General features: G+C 62.4%; 13 protein-coding genes and 1 riboswitch. Of the genes, 5 read left to right on the forward strand and 8 right to left on the reverse strand.

The genetic code is table 11. From position 1 onward, the window contains the following. The first annotated feature begins 361 nt into the window (after nucleotides 1-361). Entirely contained in the window at nucleotides 362-853 is a 492-nt protein-coding gene (locus HB860_RS18880) for an RNA recognition motif domain-containing protein (protein ID WP_202047961.1), read from the forward strand. A gap of 4 nt (nucleotides 854-857) precedes the next feature. Here HB860_RS18880 and murI read toward each other — a convergent pair whose 3' ends face one another. After that, on the reverse strand, nucleotides 858-1,646 hold the full coding sequence (gene murI, locus HB860_RS18885; protein WP_247627610.1) for a glutamate racemase: 789 nt from the start codon (nucleotides 1,644-1,646) through the stop codon (nucleotides 858-860). Nucleotides 1,647-1,761: 115 nt separating this feature from the next. Then, nucleotides 1,762-3,597 carry a TonB-dependent receptor domain-containing protein gene (locus HB860_RS18890; RefSeq protein WP_247627611.1) on the reverse strand — a complete coding sequence of 612 codons (1,836 nt, stop codon included), beginning with the start codon at nucleotides 3,595-3,597 and terminating at the stop codon, nucleotides 1,762-1,764. 52 nt (nucleotides 3,598-3,649) lie between these two features. Continuing rightward, nucleotides 3,650-3,827, reverse strand: a riboswitch (cobalamin riboswitch). A gap of 210 nt (nucleotides 3,828-4,037) precedes the next feature. Between HB860_RS18890 and purE the strand changes: the two genes are divergently transcribed. Both purE and HB860_RS18900 read left to right on the forward strand, forming a co-directional pair. Further along, nucleotides 4,038-4,547: a 5-(carboxyamino)imidazole ribonucleotide mutase gene (gene purE / locus HB860_RS18895; protein WP_025325239.1), complete on the forward strand. Its 510-nt coding sequence runs from the start codon at nucleotides 4,038-4,040 to the stop codon at nucleotides 4,545-4,547. Next, on the forward strand, nucleotides 4,544-5,668 hold the full coding sequence (locus HB860_RS18900; RefSeq protein WP_247627612.1) for a 5-(carboxyamino)imidazole ribonucleotide synthase: 1,125 nt from the start codon (nucleotides 4,544-4,546) through the stop codon (nucleotides 5,666-5,668). Before purE ends, HB860_RS18900 begins: the two co-directional genes overlap by 4 nt. 71 nt (nucleotides 5,669-5,739) lie before the next feature. Here the strand turns inward: HB860_RS18900 and HB860_RS18905 are convergent, their stop codons facing one another. The 4 genes from HB860_RS18905 to leuE form a co-directional block, all read right to left on the reverse strand. Next, nucleotides 5,740-6,936 (reverse strand): L-lactate MFS transporter, encoded by a 1,197-nt coding sequence (locus HB860_RS18905; protein WP_247627613.1) that lies wholly within the window; start codon nucleotides 6,934-6,936, stop codon nucleotides 5,740-5,742. Between the two features lie 109 nt (nucleotides 6,937-7,045). Next, on the reverse strand, nucleotides 7,046-7,774 hold the full coding sequence (locus tag HB860_RS18910; protein ID WP_139437044.1) for a LytR/AlgR family response regulator transcription factor: 729 nt from the start codon (nucleotides 7,772-7,774) through the stop codon (nucleotides 7,046-7,048). A 129-nt stretch (nucleotides 7,775-7,903) separates the two neighbouring features. Then, nucleotides 7,904-9,577 carry a sensor histidine kinase gene (locus tag HB860_RS18915; protein WP_247627614.1) on the reverse strand — a complete coding sequence of 558 codons (1,674 nt, stop codon included), beginning with the start codon at nucleotides 9,575-9,577 and terminating at the stop codon, nucleotides 7,904-7,906. Nucleotides 9,578-9,785: 208 nt separating this feature from the next. After that, nucleotides 9,786-10,424: a leucine efflux protein LeuE gene (gene leuE / locus HB860_RS18920; RefSeq protein WP_139437046.1), complete on the reverse strand. Its 639-nt coding sequence runs from the start codon at nucleotides 10,422-10,424 to the stop codon at nucleotides 9,786-9,788. Between the two features lie 222 nt (nucleotides 10,425-10,646). Between leuE and HB860_RS18925 the strand changes: the two genes are divergently transcribed. Next, nucleotides 10,647-11,867 carry an MFS transporter gene (locus tag HB860_RS18925; RefSeq protein WP_247627615.1) on the forward strand — a complete coding sequence of 407 codons (1,221 nt, stop codon included), beginning with the start codon at nucleotides 10,647-10,649 and terminating at the stop codon, nucleotides 11,865-11,867. A 190-nt stretch (nucleotides 11,868-12,057) separates the two neighbouring features. After that, entirely contained in the window at nucleotides 12,058-12,315 is a 258-nt protein-coding gene (locus HB860_RS18930; protein ID WP_247627616.1) for a hypothetical protein, read from the forward strand. Here HB860_RS18930 and HB860_RS18935 read toward each other — a convergent pair. Together HB860_RS18935 and ftnA are read right to left on the reverse strand one after the other, a co-directional pair. Continuing rightward, complete coding sequence (locus HB860_RS18935) at nucleotides 12,303-13,487, reverse strand: NAD(P)/FAD-dependent oxidoreductase (protein ID WP_247627617.1); 1,185 nt, start codon at nucleotides 13,485-13,487, stop codon at nucleotides 12,303-12,305. The genes HB860_RS18930 and HB860_RS18935 overlap by 13 nt on opposite strands. Nucleotides 13,488-13,640: 153 nt before the next feature. Beyond that, nucleotides 13,641-14,165, reverse strand: coding sequence for a non-heme ferritin (gene ftnA, locus HB860_RS18940; protein ID WP_025325223.1), 525 nt, complete (start codon nucleotides 14,163-14,165; stop codon nucleotides 13,641-13,643). Nucleotides 14,166-14,317 lie beyond the last annotated feature (152 nt).

Genomic DNA, 14,317 nt, shown 5'->3' on the forward strand with positions numbered 1-14,317 from the left:
CGCCTGCTTCGCAAGGAAGCTGGCTCATCAGTTTGGCGTGTTCCGCCGTGCTGGTAGGGGCGCATTATAGGGAGCCGGATCACGATGACAAGGGATTTTTTGAAGAAAGTCACGGAAACTTCAAATTATCCAGTTAGAAACAGCTTACCCAGTGTATATATACAATGTTATCCACAAGCCGATGATTTCAGCTCTGTTTTATTGGCATTTAACCGGGTCTTCCTTGCTTAAGGAATGCCATACTGAAGCGGATAATGTGTCCCGAGTGGTCCATGGTAGCGTCCTGTCGTAAAGCTGGTTACCATGGAGGTGAATAGAGTGTTGCACCTTTTTTGCTTTCATTTACAAAAGGTCTTTAAAGATGAATTTATCCAAGTTTCCCGTTTATGTGCAGGCGGCCGTTCTCGCTCTGGTGTTGGCGCTGGTCGGTTATCTGGTTGCCCAGGCCCTGCAGTTTTCCCTGAAAGCCGAAGTCATTTTTGCCGTAGGTCTGGCCATTGGCGGTTTCGTGGTACCGCTGTTCCTTAACCGGGCTCCTGCCGCTGCGGCCGAGCAGAATGCCAGCCAAGAGACATGCACCTTATATGTAGGCAACCTGCCCTACCGTGCCAACGAGATTGCCGTGCGCGAGCTCTTTGCCGAGCAGGGTCTGGTGATTTCCGTCCGTCTGATGAAAGACAAGGCCACTGGCAAGCGCAGGGGCTTCGGATTTGTTGAGATGCCGGTCGCCGATGCGGCCAAGGCCATAGCCGCGCTCAATGACAAGGAGTATCAGCAGCGCACCCTCAAGGTACGTGAGGCCAACGACAAGCGGGACAGGGATGAGAGGGAAGGCGCCGACGTCGACGCCTGAGGACTCAGCACAGCACCTCTTCGAGTGATGACAGCCCCCATGCTTGCAAGGGGGCTGTCAGTTTTTGGGCCCGGGCATCCAGCAGGCTGCAATAGGCATGGCCCTGCCCTTCACCGGTGAGGGTGGATGGAAGCGCGGCCAGCAGATGGGCCACCCGTCTTGCCACCGCATTGCCCGAGTCAACCAGCTGGGCCTCCGGCATCAGTTGCCGGATTTCATCCCCCAGCAGCGGGAAATGGGTACAGCCCAGCACCAGGGTATCCGGCCTCTCTTCCCCTTCCATCCAGTCAGCCAACACCTCTCGCAGCAGCCCCATGTTGACCGGCTGTCCCGCCAGCTTGCGTTCGGCCTCGATCACCAGCTCGGTCGCCCCCTTGAGCAACACCCGCTTGCCCGGCGCGAACTGGGCGATGAGCTCATGGGTATATTCGCGGCTGACGGTGCCCGGGGTTGCCAGCAAGCCGATGCAGCCATTGCGGGTCAGGGCGGCGGCAGGCTTGATGGCGGGCACCACGCCCACCACAGGAATGCTCAGGGTGGCTCGCAGAGATGGCAGGGCTATGGTGCTGGCGGTGTTGCAGGCGATCACCACCAGATCGATGGCGTGTTCGGCCACCATCTGGCTGACCAAGCCGGTGCAGGCAGAGATCAGCTCTGGTTCGCTCAGCTCGCCATAGGGGAAGTGGGCGTTGTCGAAGCAGTAGAAATAGTTGTGTGCCGGCAGGGTGCGACGGATCTCCCCATAGACGGTCAAGCCGCCCATACCGGAGTCGAACACGAGAATATTGGCCACCAGAGCTCCCCCTTGGATGCGAGGCGGCGATCATACTCCCGCCGGCGGCCAATAGAAAAGGCCCCGTACAGGACGGGGCCTCGCTTTTTCCTCTCTATATAAGCAGAGCAGCAGATCAAAGACGATAGTCGGCGGTCAGCTTGAACTCGGTGCCCGGCGAGGCATAGCCATAGGCCGGAACATAGTCACGATCGAACAGGTTGTCGATGCGACCGCCCAGGGTCAGCGCAGGCGTCACCCCGTAGCTGGCCCCCAGATTGACCAGGGTGTAAGAGCTCAGTACCACCCGCTCTGCGGGGAAGCTGCTGAAGTTCTTGTCGTCCCGCTTGCCCACATAGAGCAGCTCGGTCGACAGATCCACCGGGCCCAGCTGTACCTGTGTCAGCCAGCTCGCCTTCTGCTTGGCACGGCGCAGCAGCGGCTGATCGCCATCGTTCTTGTCTTCGGTCTTGGTGTAATCGAAGCTCAGGTCATGATGGAGCGGACCGGTTTCCAGCCCCAGCGCCACTTCCACGCCGCGGATCTCGGCATCCGTGTTGTCCGGTTTGCAGCTGGAGAAGGCGCTCTGGCAGGAGATCAGGTTCTGGATCTGGTTGCGATAGAGGTTCACTGACCAATCCCAGGCGGTGTAACGGCCGGAGAAGTCCAGCTCCAGGTTCTTGCTCTCTTCCGGCTTCAGACCCGGGTTCTCATAACCGGGATAGTAGAGATCGAGGAAGGTCGGCGCCTTGAAGCCGGTGCCGTAGCTCAACCGCACATTGTGGTTGTCATCTATGTCCAGCCCGCTGGCGGCGGACCAGGTGTTGTGACGGCCATACTGCTCGTTGTCATCGGTGCGGCCGGACAGCTCCCACAGCAGGGCCTGCCAGCGATAGCTGCCCACCGCAAACAGACCTGTGTTGTCGCGATCCGGGGCATTGAAGGCCTGGCCATAGCTGCGCGAATCGGACTTCATCTGCTCCTGCTGCCAATCGGCGCCACCGGTCAGGTTGAGCCCCTCGATGCCGCTCCAGCTGTTGATCCAGGAGAAGCGGGTCAAGCCGGTGTGGATCGGCTGGGCACTGGATTCCCCCTGGCTCTCCAGCCAGCTCTTCAGCTTGTTCTCGCCGTAGCTGGCTTCCAGCCGGCTGGTCAGGGTCTCGCTCTGGAACTTGATACCACCGTCGTACTGGAAGGCCTTCACCCGGCTCTGGTCGGCCGACTGATAGGGATCGTCCATCTCGGTCTGGTTGTCATAACCCTGGGCGTTGAAATCGGCACTCCAGGCGTCGTTGAAGGCATGGTTCATCCCGACCTGGCCATTGAGGCTGTCAAAACCGTCCCGATCCGGCTGCTGGGCACCGGCCACCACATCGAACCCATCGGTCCGCTCATAGCCCACCAGCAGGTTCATGTCGGTCTGCTGGCCAAGCGCCTGCACGGTGCGCAGCTGGCCCTGACCATAACCATGGCTGCCTGCCCCCCCCTTCAGGTGGGTCTCGCTGCCATTCTTGGCGGAGGTCTTGGTGATGAGGTTGATGACGCCACCTATGGCATCCGAACCGTAGACGGCGGCGCGCGGCCCGCGGATGTACTCGACCCGCTCGATGTTGCCGAGCGGGATCTGGCTGAGATCCGGCGTGCCGGCCACCATGGCGGCGATGGGACGGCCATTCATCAGCACCAGGGAGTGGTTGGAGTTGGTGCCGCGGATGAAGAGGCTGCTGATATGGCCCCGGCCACCCAGGGTGGTGATCTGTACCCCGGGCAGGGTCTTGAGCAGATCCGTCAGGCTCGATACCTGGCGGGATTCGATCTCGGCGCGATCGATCACCACCACGGGAGCCAGCACAGAACTGACGGGTTGTTCCACCCGGTTGGCGGTGACCACCATAGTATCATTGGCAGGAAGGGAAGACTGGGCAAAGGCCGCCGTTGGCAACAGGGCAGCCGCCAATAATTTCTTGGACATGAGAGATCCTTAAGTTCGCGTAAGCATCTACTTCGTGGCCGGTTTCTCTCGGCCCGAAATACGAACTTTGGCAGGTCTTCGGGCTTGGGGGCTGATGGCCTACGGCGACGGCTTCCCACCTGACGGCAGTGCCCTGATGTCGCTTCGTTCCCCCTTACCGCTGCGCGCCAGCTCCGGATTCTCACCGGATTCCCTTTTAAGCATGATGCGCCAAAGCGGGGGGATTATAGGCAGAGCCGGATTGGATGTATAGCCATCTGGATTGCTGCTGTCACTTTTTCCCACCAGAGGGTGTCGAGTGGCACAATTACCGCCCTGCGCCTCTGTCATGACCTCAGTTAGGCGCAATCCGACGGGGTCAGACGCAAGAAATGTTGAGCCAGGTCCCACGGCTTTTTGGTAACATGCGGCAAACGTTTGACACCCCCGAGGAAGCCGTAATGACGACCCCCCCAATGATCGGCCTGGTAATGGGCTCTGACTCCGATTGGCCCGTGATGCAAGCGGCAGCCCGCATCCTCAAGGAGCACGGCGTGCCCTATGAAGCGCGCGTCGTCTCCGCCCATCGCACCCCGGATCTGCTGTTCGAATATGCCGCCAGTGCCCGCGAACGCGGCCTGCGCGCCATCATCGCCGGGGCCGGCGGGGCCGCCCACCTGCCGGGCATGCTGGCCGCCAAGACCACGGTGCCTGTGCTGGGTGTGCCCATCCCGACCCGTCAGCTCAAGGGGATGGACTCCCTGCTCTCCATAGTGCAGATGCCCAAAGGGGTGCCGGTCGCCACCTTCGCCATCGGCGAGGCGGGGGCCGCCAACGCCGGTCTGTTTGCCGTCTCCCTGCTGTCGGTTGCCCAGGATGGCGACGCCCCTCGCTATCACCAGCAGCTCGACAGCTTCCGTGCCAACGAGCGCGATCGGGTGCTGGCCCTGCAACTGGAGGACCCGGCATGATACTGCCCCCCGCTACCCTCGGCATGCTGGGGGGCGGCCAGCTCGGCCGCTATTTCGTGATGTCGGCCCATCGCCTCGGTTATCAGGTGATAGTGCTGGATCCGGATCCCGCCAGCATCGCCGGCGCCGCGGCCGACGCCCAGATTGTGGCGGCCTATGACGACGCCGAGGCGCTGCGCGAGCTGGCCAGTCGCTGCGATGCCGTCACCTGCGAGTTCGAGAACGTGCCGGCCGCCTCCCTGGCCCTGCTGGAGCAGCACCTGCCGGTGCGCCCTGCGGCCAGCGCCGTGCGCGTCTGCCAGGATCGCCGGGAAGAGAAAGCCTTCCTGACCCGCGCTGGCGTGCCGGTCGCCCCGAACCTGACCCTGCTGCCGGGCGAGCCGCTACCGGCCCTGCCCAGCGACCTCTTCCCCGCCATTCTCAAGACGGCTCGCGAAGGCTACGACGGCAAGGGACAGTGGACCATACACCAGGCCGACGAGCTGCCAGCGGCCCTGGCCACCAGCGGCGTGCCCTGCGTGCTGGAGAAGCGCCTGCCGCTGGAGGGGGAGTTTGCCCTCACCCTGGCCCGCAGCCCGAGCGGTGCCATCAGCGCCCTGCCCCTGGTGCAGAACTGGCACAGCGGCGGCATCCTGGATCAGACCCGCTCCCCGGCCAATGTGCCCGCCCTGGAGGCGGAAGCCCAGCGCATCGCCGAGCACATCATCGCCGCCCTCGACTATGTGGGCGTGCTGACGGTGGAGTTCTTCCTGGTCGGCGGCGCGCTGCTGGTCAACGAGATGGCGCCCCGCCCCCACAATTCGGGACACCCCAGCATCGACAACGCCGGTTGCAGCCAGTTCGAGTTGCAGGTGCGCGCCCTGTGCGATCTGCCGCTGCCGGCGCAGGCTGAGGTTCAGCCCGCCATCCTGCTGAACCTGCTCGGGGATCTGTGGCAAGACGGCACGCCGGACTGGGCCGGCGCCCTGGCCCTGCCCGGGGTGCACCTGCACCTCTATGGCAAGGGCGACGCCCGCCCCGGCCGCAAGATGGGCCATGTGACCGTCACCGGCCGCGACTGGCCGACGGTCGAGGCCACCGCCAGCCAGCTGCGCACCCTGCTGGGACTGCCGCCGCGCTAAGCGTCGCTGGTACCAACGAAAAGACCCGGGCCAAAGCCCGGGTCTTCTTTTTTACCGCAGTGGGGACCAGGTCAGCCCCGATCCGCCGCCACCGCAACGGGAGCTGGCAGCCGTATGGTGAGAGAGAGCACCAGGGCCACCACCAGCAACACCAGAATCAGGTTGAAGGTCGCCATGAAGCCGCCAAACAGGGAGGCCACGATGGAGCCTATGATGCTGCCCAGCCCAAAGCCCAGATAGATGACGCCGTAGTTCTTGGTCAGGTTGTTGAGCCCGAAGAAGTCGCTCACCAGCGAGGGGTAGACGGTGATGGTGCCGCCGAAGCTGAACGCCACACAGGCCACCGCCACGAAGAAGAGATTGGCATTGAGCGGTACGAACAACAGCAGCGCCATGCCCGCCAGGGTAATCAACTGGGCTATGGTGATGACCCGGATGCGGGACATCTTGTCAGACAATATGCCCAGCACCAGACGGCCACCCAGGTTCGCCATGGCGATGATGGCGACGGCGTTGGCGGCCACCACGGCTGGCAGACCCACCATCTTCTCGCCGATGTCCTTGGCCACGCCGATGACATAGAGGCCGCTCATGCAGGCGGTGAGAAACATCAGTGCCAGCATCCAGTACTGGGGCTTGCGCATCGCCTCGGCCAGGGTGAAGTCACGGCTCTCGGTCTGCTGCACGGAAGCGGCCTGCTGGGGCGCATCCTTCATCAGCATGCCGCCCACCAGCACCATGGACATGGCGATCAGCCCCCACAGCTGGAAGGTCGCCTCCAGCCCGTTGTTCGACAGCAGCAGCAGGTTGATGTACTTGAAGCCCAGGCTGCCGAGGCCATAGGCACCGATGGAGCAGGCGGAGATGAGCCCCTTGCGCTCCGGGAACCACTTCACGCAGTTGGAGAGGGTCATCAGGTAGCCGGTCCCGTCGGCGAAGCCCACCAGAATGCCGGCGCAGAGGTAGAGCATGGCCAGATTGCTGGCGTGGGCGGTGAGGAAGAAGCCGATGCCGAGCAGCACGCCGGCCCCCAGGGTGACGTTGCGCACCCCGAACCGCTCCTGCAGCTTGCCCGCCAGGGAGGAGGCCACCGCCAGGGAGAGGCTGAGCAGGCCGAAGGCGAAGGCCACCTGGCTCACCGGCTCGTCCAGCTTGTCGGAGAGCTGGGCGTTGAACAGGCTCCAGGTGTAAACGGATCCCAGCGCAAACTGGGTGATGATGGTACCTATCAGGGTGAGGTAGCGGGTGCGATTCATCTCTTTGGTCATGATGCGTCTCGGTCGATGGCCTTAAGGAAACTGGGGCCACTATAGGCAAGACGCCACTCCCGCCGATCGATTAAGGCATGAAATGCAGATCGGCGGGCATGAATGACAATCAGAGCCGCATCAGCTGACGGAACGCCTTGATGTTGCTGCGGCTGACCGGCACCTCGAACGGCAGGTCATGGAGCCGGATGAGATAAGTGCTGTTGAACCAGGGGACGATTTCGCGGATCTTGTTGATGTTGACGCAGTAGGAGCGGTGGCAGCGAAAGAACCCCTCCGCCGGCAAGCGGCTGACAAACTCGCTGAGAGCCATGGTCATCACGTAGCGATCGGTGCGGGTGTAGACATGGGTGAGCTTCTCGTCCGCTTCCGCGTAGTAAATCTGTTCGCAGGGAGTGACTATGATGCGCTCCCCCTTCACCAGATTGACGGTGCGATTGTGCGGGATGCTCACCTCCCCCTGCCCCGGCTGCGACTTGCCAGCATGCTCGAGCTTTTGCAGCAGATTGATGATGCGCGGCTCGTTGTAGGGCTTGAGGATATAGTCGAACGCCTCCAGCTCGAACGCCTCCACCGCGAACTCCTTGTAGGCGGTGACGAAGACGATATGGGGCGGATGGCTCGACTTGTGCAGGTTCTTGGCCAGCAGCAGGCCGTCGATGGAGGGGATCTGGATATCCAGGAACACCACGTCCACCTCGTGATCCTGCAGGTACTTGAACGCCTCCAGCCCATCCTCGAAGCTCGCCACTATCTCGATCTGGCTGTGCTGGTTCACCAGATAGATCAGCTCCTCGCGAGCCAGATATTCGTCTTCCACTATGATGGCTTTCAGCATGGCATTGCCCCCTGAAGGCGCGCAGGAGAGGCCAGCGCCTCCCGCATCAAACATTCATCTTCGACAATGATGGCTTTCAGCATGACAACCCCTCTCGCAGCACACACTTATCTTCAACCATGATGGCCCTCAGCATGGCATCGCCTCCTGATCCGGCAGATAGAAACAGACTTCGGTTCCCGGCTCCAGCCGCTTGAGGTGCAGGCCGTCCCCGTACAGCAGCTTGACCCGCTGATGCACGTTCATCAGGCCTATGCTGCGACTCTCCACCCGGCCGGCGGCCACCCCGTCGATCACCGCCTGGCTGATGCCGTAGCCGGTGTCGCGCACAGCCACCCGGATCCCCCCCGCCAGCTGCTTCACCTCGATAGTGACCCGGCCCGGCGCGCTGCGGGGCTGGATGCCGTGCAGGATGGCGTTTTCCACCAGGGGCTGCAACAGCAGGCTCGGCACCTGGATGTGCACGTCGTCCACCTCGAACACCACCTCCAGCTTGTCCCCGAAGCGGGCCTGCTCGATGGCCACGTAGTCGCGCACCTGCTGCAGCTCCTCCTGGATGTCGATGAGCTCGTCCCCCTTGTTGAGGTTGTAGCGCAGATAGTCCGCCAGATTGGCGATGAGCTGGCGCGCCTGCTGGGGCCGGATGCGGATCAAGGACGAGATGGCGTTGAGGGCATTGAACAGGAAGTGCGGGTTGATCTTGCTCTGCAGGGCGGTGAACTCCGCCTTGCGGGTCATCTCTTTCAGTTGCTCGATGCGCGACACCTCCATCTGGGTGGAGATGAGCTGGGAGAGGCCCACCGCCATCTCCTTGAGGGAGCTGGTGATGCTGTGGGTGCGGCGATAGTAGATCTTGAGGGTGCCGCTGACGGCGCCGTTCTCCCGCAGCGGAATGATGATGACCGAATGGAAGTCAGACAGATGATACTGGCGCAGATCGTTGTTGATGATGATCTGGTCGAGCAGCACCGCCCGCTGGGTCATGTCGCTGATGGCGTGGTGCTCGTCCAGCTCGTAGTAATCCTTGCCCACCCCCACGTAGGCCAGCACGTCCCGGGTGTCGGTGATGGCCACCGCATCGGCGTCGATCTCGCGCCGGATCACGGCGCACACCTGGCCGAGGGAGTGGCGGTCGATGTTCTGGAAGAAGGGCAGCGTCTGGTTCGCTATGTCCAGCGCCAGCTTGGCCTGCTTGGCGGCAATCAGCTCCTTCTCGTCATCCAGATCCTGCACCAGCTTGATGATGAGGCCGATGCAGAGGGTCCCGGCGATCATGGGATAGGCGATGTGGCTGACGATCTCCACCCCCACGGCATGGGGCTCGGTCAGCAGCCAGATCAGCAGCATGGTCAGCCCCTCGCAGGCCATGCCCGCCAGTATGCCGTAGAGCCAGAGCCGCGATTTGCGGCATTTCAGGTGCAGCCAGGTGGCGAGCAGACCGGCGATGATGCTGGCGATGAGGCAAGGGATGGAGGTGTGGCCATCCATGTCGATGAGGTAGCGGTGCAGCCCCGAGATGACCCCGGCCGGAATGCCGACCCAGGGGCCGAACAGTATGCCGCCCGAGATGATGGCGATGATCCGCACGTTGATGAGGGCCCCCTCCACCGGAATGCCGGTATAGGTGCTGAACACCGCGAACAGGCCGAAGATGGCCGCCACCAGCAGCAGCTCCGCCGGGGTGTGATCCCGCTTCTGGAACAGTCGCTGGAATGGCCGGGTGCGGGTCAGGAGAAAGAGCGTCATCAGCATCAGCGCCGCCCGCTCAAACACCGCCAACAACATCATCTGATTTTCGAGCATGGGGCCCTCCGGCCTATGGCCACAAGGGGCGCACTATAGAAGGAATCTGGCCATGGACGGCTGACCCCGATCAAATCAGGGGCATGAGACCACGGCGGCAGGATTGAAAAGAGAGGGGCCCTCTCATCGGGCCCCAGTGTACCGCAGGCAGGCACCGGGGAGGCATAGCACTGCCATATTCAGCCCGATGGAGAAGGGAGGGACGGCATCAGGACGACAGGGTCGCCAATCTGGCGGCGAAGCCCATGAAGAACAGACCTATCAGGCCATTGCCCAGCCGGGCAAGCCCCTGTTTGCGGCGAAAGAAGCTAGCCACCAGGGTGCCGCCGAAGATCAGCAGGGTGAGATAGACGAAGCTCATGGCCTCCAGCATGCCGGCCAGCACCAGGTAGGAGATCCAGGTGTGGGCATAGCTGAAGTCGATGAACTGCACGAAGAAGGAGACGTAGAACAGGATCGCCTTGGGGTTGGTGAGGCTCAGGGTGAGGGCCTTGGAGAAATAGCGCTCCCCCAGCTCCACCGCAGACTCCTGCCCTTCGCGTCTGGCAATGAAGTTGGCATGGAGGATCTTCACCCCCAGATAGAGCAGGTAGATGGCGCCGAGATAACGCACCAGAGTAAACAGCAGGGGGGTGGTGCGAATTAGGGAGGCGATCCCCAGATAGGCACAGAAGATGAGGATGGCGTCACCGACGAAGACCCCGAGGGCGGCGCGATAGCCAGGCCCTATGCCCCGCACCGCGGCGGTGCGCAGCACATAAATCGAGTTGGGGCCCGGCGCTATGATGATGAAGAAGAGCCCCACCAGATAGGTCCAGACGTTGATGACTCCCAGGCTTTCGAACATGTTCCCTCCATGGCGGGCGATGGGCCGGATAGCGGCGGCAGGCTTTCTATACTAATCCGCCACGCGCCAAGCACAAGATCTGACCTGCCATCCCCACACCTTCAGGATGAACGGCTTGCACGCCGATCGAGAGCAGCCCCGGCGTGCGCCCACTTTGGTTATGTCCAGATGCACCGGGATAGGGCATGGTAGAGGGAGTGTGAAACCGCAGATACCTCACCCATGGACAAGACCCTGAGTACCGACACGCCGATCGCCGCCCCGCCCTCGGCCGCCCCCCTGAACACCACCACTTACCCGGTGATTGCCGCCATCAGCTTCTCGCACCTGTTGAACGACATGATGCAGTCGGTGCTGCTGGCCATCTATCCGCTGCTGAAGCTGGGGCTCGATCTGTCGTTCACCCAGATAGGGCTCATCACCCTCACCTACCAGTTCACGGGCTCGTTGTTGCAGCCGCTGATCGGTCTCTACACGGACCGCAGGCCCATGCCGTATTCGCTTCCCCTCGGCATGGGCTTCACCCTGATAGGCTTGCTCTCCCTGTCACAGGCGGGCAGCTTTGGCGCCGTGCTGCTGTCGGCCATGCTGATCGGCATGGGCTCCTCCGTCTTCCACCCGGAATCCTCCCGGGTCGCCCGCATGGCGGCCGGCAACCAGCCGGGCCTGGCCCAATCCCTGTTCCAGATCGGCGGCAACCTCGGCTCGGCCATAGGTCCGTTGCTCGCCGCGCTCATCATAGTGCCGCAGGGACAGGGCAGCGCGGCCTGGTTCTCGCTGTTCGCCCTGGTGGGTGTCATGGTGCTCTGCCTGGTCGGGCGCTGGTCCAGCCATCACGGGGCCAACTTCCACAAGCGAATGAAGGCCCATGCCGGCAGTGGCCTGAGCCGCCGCCAGATCGGCTGGTCGCTGGCCATCCTGGGCCTGCTGATGTTCTCCAAGTTCTTCTACATGACCAGCCTGAGCAGCTATTACACCTTCTATCTGATGGACAAGTTCAGCCTGTCCCTGGATAGCGCCCAGTTCCATCTGTTTGCCTTCTTGTTCGCCGTCGCGGCGGGCACAGTGCTCGGCGGGCCGGTCGGTGACCGCATCGGCCGCAAGCGGGTGATCTGGATCTCCATCCTGGGGGTCGCACCCTTCACCCTGCTGCTGCCCCACGTCGACCTGTTCTGGACCTCGGTGCTCTCGGTGATCATCGGCCTCGTCCTGGCGTCGGCCTTCTCCGCCATCCTGGTCTACGCCCAGGAGCTGGTGCCCGGCAAGGTCGGCACCATCTCCGGCCTCTTCTTCGGCTTCGCCTTCGGCATGGGGGGCATAGGCGCCGCCCTGCTGGGTCAGCTGGCCGATGCCACCAGCATAGAGACCGTGTACCAGCTCTGCGCCTACCTGCCGCTCATCGGCTTGCTGACCGCCTTCTTGCCGACTCTTAGAAAGGGATAACGGGCCACCCCGCGAGGGATAGCACCCATAAAAAACGCGGCCTGGGAGGCCGCGTTGAAGCCAGGTAAGGGAGCCACCGAGGTGGCGCCATTGTCCGGGATGAATGAGGGAACAGGATTATCAGCAGTACTGACCAGCTACCCAGCCGGAGAGGATTACAGACCCACTGGAAGTTGTCACTACTGAGCCCGTGATCGTGGTCATCGACGACACCGGGCTACATCATCAGCAGAACGGATCAACCACCCAGCCGGAGGGGATGACAGACCCATTGGTAGTTGTCACTACTGAGCCCGTGATCGTGGTCATCGACGACACCGGGCTGCATCATCAGCAGTACTGGCCGGCAACCCAGCCGGAGGGCATTACAGACCCATTGGAAGTTGTCACTACTGAACCCGTGATCGTGGTCATCGACGACACCGGGCTGCATCATCAGCAGTACTGACCAGCCACCCAACCGGAAGACCAGGCCCACTGGAAGTTGTAGCCACCGAGCCAGCCGGTCACGTCCACCACCTCGCCGATGAAGTAGAGACCGGCCACCTTGCGCGCCTCCATGGTCTTGGAGGAGAGCTCGTTGGTATCCACCCCCCCCAGGGTCACCTCGGCGGTGCGATAACCCTCGGTGCCGTTCGGCAGTATCTGCCAATCCCCCAGCAGGGTGGCCACTGCCTCCAGCTCCCGCTCGTTGTACTGGCGCATCGGCTTGCTGTGGAGCTGCCCCAGCTCCACCAGCTTGTCGACGAAGCGCTTGGGCAGCTCGCGTCCCAGCACGGTTTTCAGCTCCTGGGCCGGATGGGCCTGGGCCCAGGCCTTGAGGGCCGCCGGTATATCCAGCTCGGGCAGCAGGTTGATGTGGATCTTCTCCCCCGCCAGCCAGAAGGAGGAGATTTGCAGGATGGCGGGGCCCGAGAGGCCGCGGTGGGTGAACAGCATGGCCTCCTTGAAGCGGGTGCCATCCTCGGCGGTCACCGCCACCGGCAGGCTGACCCCGGCGAGATCGGCGAAGGCCTCTTTCTCGGCCTGATGCAGGGTGAAGGGCACCAGACCAGCACGAGTAGGCAGCACGTTGAGGCCGAACTGCTCCGCCAGCTTGAAGCCGTAGGGAGTGGCGCCGAGTTTCGGCATGGAGAGGCCGCCGGTGGCCACCACCAGCGACGAGCAGGCGATCTCCCCCTTGCTGGTGTCGAGCAGGAAGCCGTCATCCGTCTTGCTGACGGAGAGGATCTCGGTCTGGCACTGCAGGGTCACCCCGGCCCAGTCACACTCGGTGAGCAGCACCTCGACGATATCCTTGGCGCTCTCGTCACAGAACAGCTGGCCCAGGGTCTTCTCGTGATAATTCACCCCGTGCCTGTCCACCAGATCGATGAAGTCCTGCTGGGTGTAGCGCGCCAGCGCGGACTTGCAGAAGTGCGGGTTGTCCGAGAGGAAGGCGTGGGGACCGGCCTGATGGTTGGTGAAGTTGCAGCGACCACCACCACTGATGAGGATCTTGCGCCCCGGTTTCTTGGCGTTGTCCAGCAGCAGCACGGATCGCCCCCGATAACCGGCCTGGGCCGCACACATCAAGCCGGCCGCCCCGGCCCCGATCACCACTACATCCACCTGCTTCATCGTCACTCACCCATCAAAAGAAAAACGGCCCCTGCCAAGGGACCGTCATCGCATCCGGCAGAAACCACAGCGGCAGTTTCATGGCTGCATCAATCGAAAACGGCCCACGAGGGGGCCGTATTGTACTGGCTGAACACTAAGTGTCCACGACTATCAGGCGTTGCCGTCCATGATGCTGGCAGGGGCGCCCTTGGCCAGCTCGGCCAGCTCCTTGTCGATGAAGTAGAGACCCTTGCCATCTTCGCCCACCAGCGACAGGCGATCGACGATGCTCTTGAACAGCTTCTCCTCTTCGTGCTGCTCGGCCACGTACCACTGCAGGAAGTTGAAGGTGGAGTAGTCCTGGGTGGTGAATGCCACATGGGCCAGGCCGTTGATGCACTTGGTGATGTGGTACTCGTGCTCCAGGGTGGTGCGGAAGATGTCCCCCAGCGAGTTGAACTCGTGGGGAGGTGCATCTATGGCACCCAGCAGCGGCATGCCACCGGTCTCGCTCACGTAGGTGAACAGGCGCTCCATGTGCTGGCGCTCCTCGGCGGCGTGCTTGCGCAGGAAGGTGGCAGCCCCTTCGAAGCCCTTGTCCTCGCACCAGGCGCTCATCTGCAGGTAGAGATTGGAGGAATAGAATTCAAGATTAATCTGCTCGTTCAACTTCTCGATCATGGCTTTGGCCAACATGATGATTCTCCACTGTGATTTGGTCACGATTGTCGCCACTGTTGCAGCCTGACGCAACCAGATACGACGGTCAGCGCTCGCAGTTGTGACCCGGCTTCACCTCATCCTGTCACCCATACGGTTATAGAGAAGCAAAGAAACATGGTGTAGGT

The organism is Aeromonas genomosp. paramedia (genome assembly GCF_023093515.1).
GTDB lineage: Bacteria > Pseudomonadota > Gammaproteobacteria > Enterobacterales > Aeromonadaceae > Aeromonas.

Excerpts from the sequence above, each read along its gene's own strand:
- ftnA (WP_025325223.1), bottom strand. The coding sequence starts at position 14,165 with ATGTTGGCCAAAGCCATGATCGAGAAGTTGAACGAGCAGATTAATCTT.
- purE (WP_025325239.1), top strand. The coding sequence starts at position 4,038 with ATGACGACCCCCCCAATGATCGGCCTGGTAATGGGCTCTGACTCCGAT.
- leuE (WP_139437046.1), bottom strand. The coding sequence starts at position 10,424 with ATGTTCGAAAGCCTGGGAGTCATCAACGTCTGGACCTATCTGGTGGGG.
- HB860_RS18905 (WP_247627613.1), bottom strand. The coding sequence starts at position 6,936 with ATGACCAAAGAGATGAATCGCACCCGCTACCTCACCCTGATAGGTACC.
- HB860_RS18900 (WP_247627612.1), top strand. The coding sequence starts at position 4,544 with ATGATACTGCCCCCCGCTACCCTCGGCATGCTGGGGGGCGGCCAGCTC.
- HB860_RS18915 (WP_247627614.1), bottom strand. The coding sequence starts at position 9,577 with ATGCTCGAAAATCAGATGATGTTGTTGGCGGTGTTTGAGCGGGCGGCG.
- HB860_RS18910 (WP_139437044.1), bottom strand. The coding sequence starts at position 7,774 with ATGCTGAAAGCCATCATAGTGGAAGACGAATATCTGGCTCGCGAGGAG.
- HB860_RS18890 (WP_247627611.1), bottom strand. The coding sequence starts at position 3,597 with ATGTCCAAGAAATTATTGGCGGCTGCCCTGTTGCCAACGGCGGCCTTT.
- HB860_RS18935 (WP_247627617.1), bottom strand. The coding sequence starts at position 13,487 with ATGAAGCAGGTGGATGTAGTGGTGATCGGGGCCGGGGCGGCCGGCTTG.
- HB860_RS18880 (WP_202047961.1), top strand. The coding sequence starts at position 362 with ATGAATTTATCCAAGTTTCCCGTTTATGTGCAGGCGGCCGTTCTCGCT.
- HB860_RS18925 (WP_247627615.1), top strand. The coding sequence starts at position 10,647 with ATGGACAAGACCCTGAGTACCGACACGCCGATCGCCGCCCCGCCCTCG.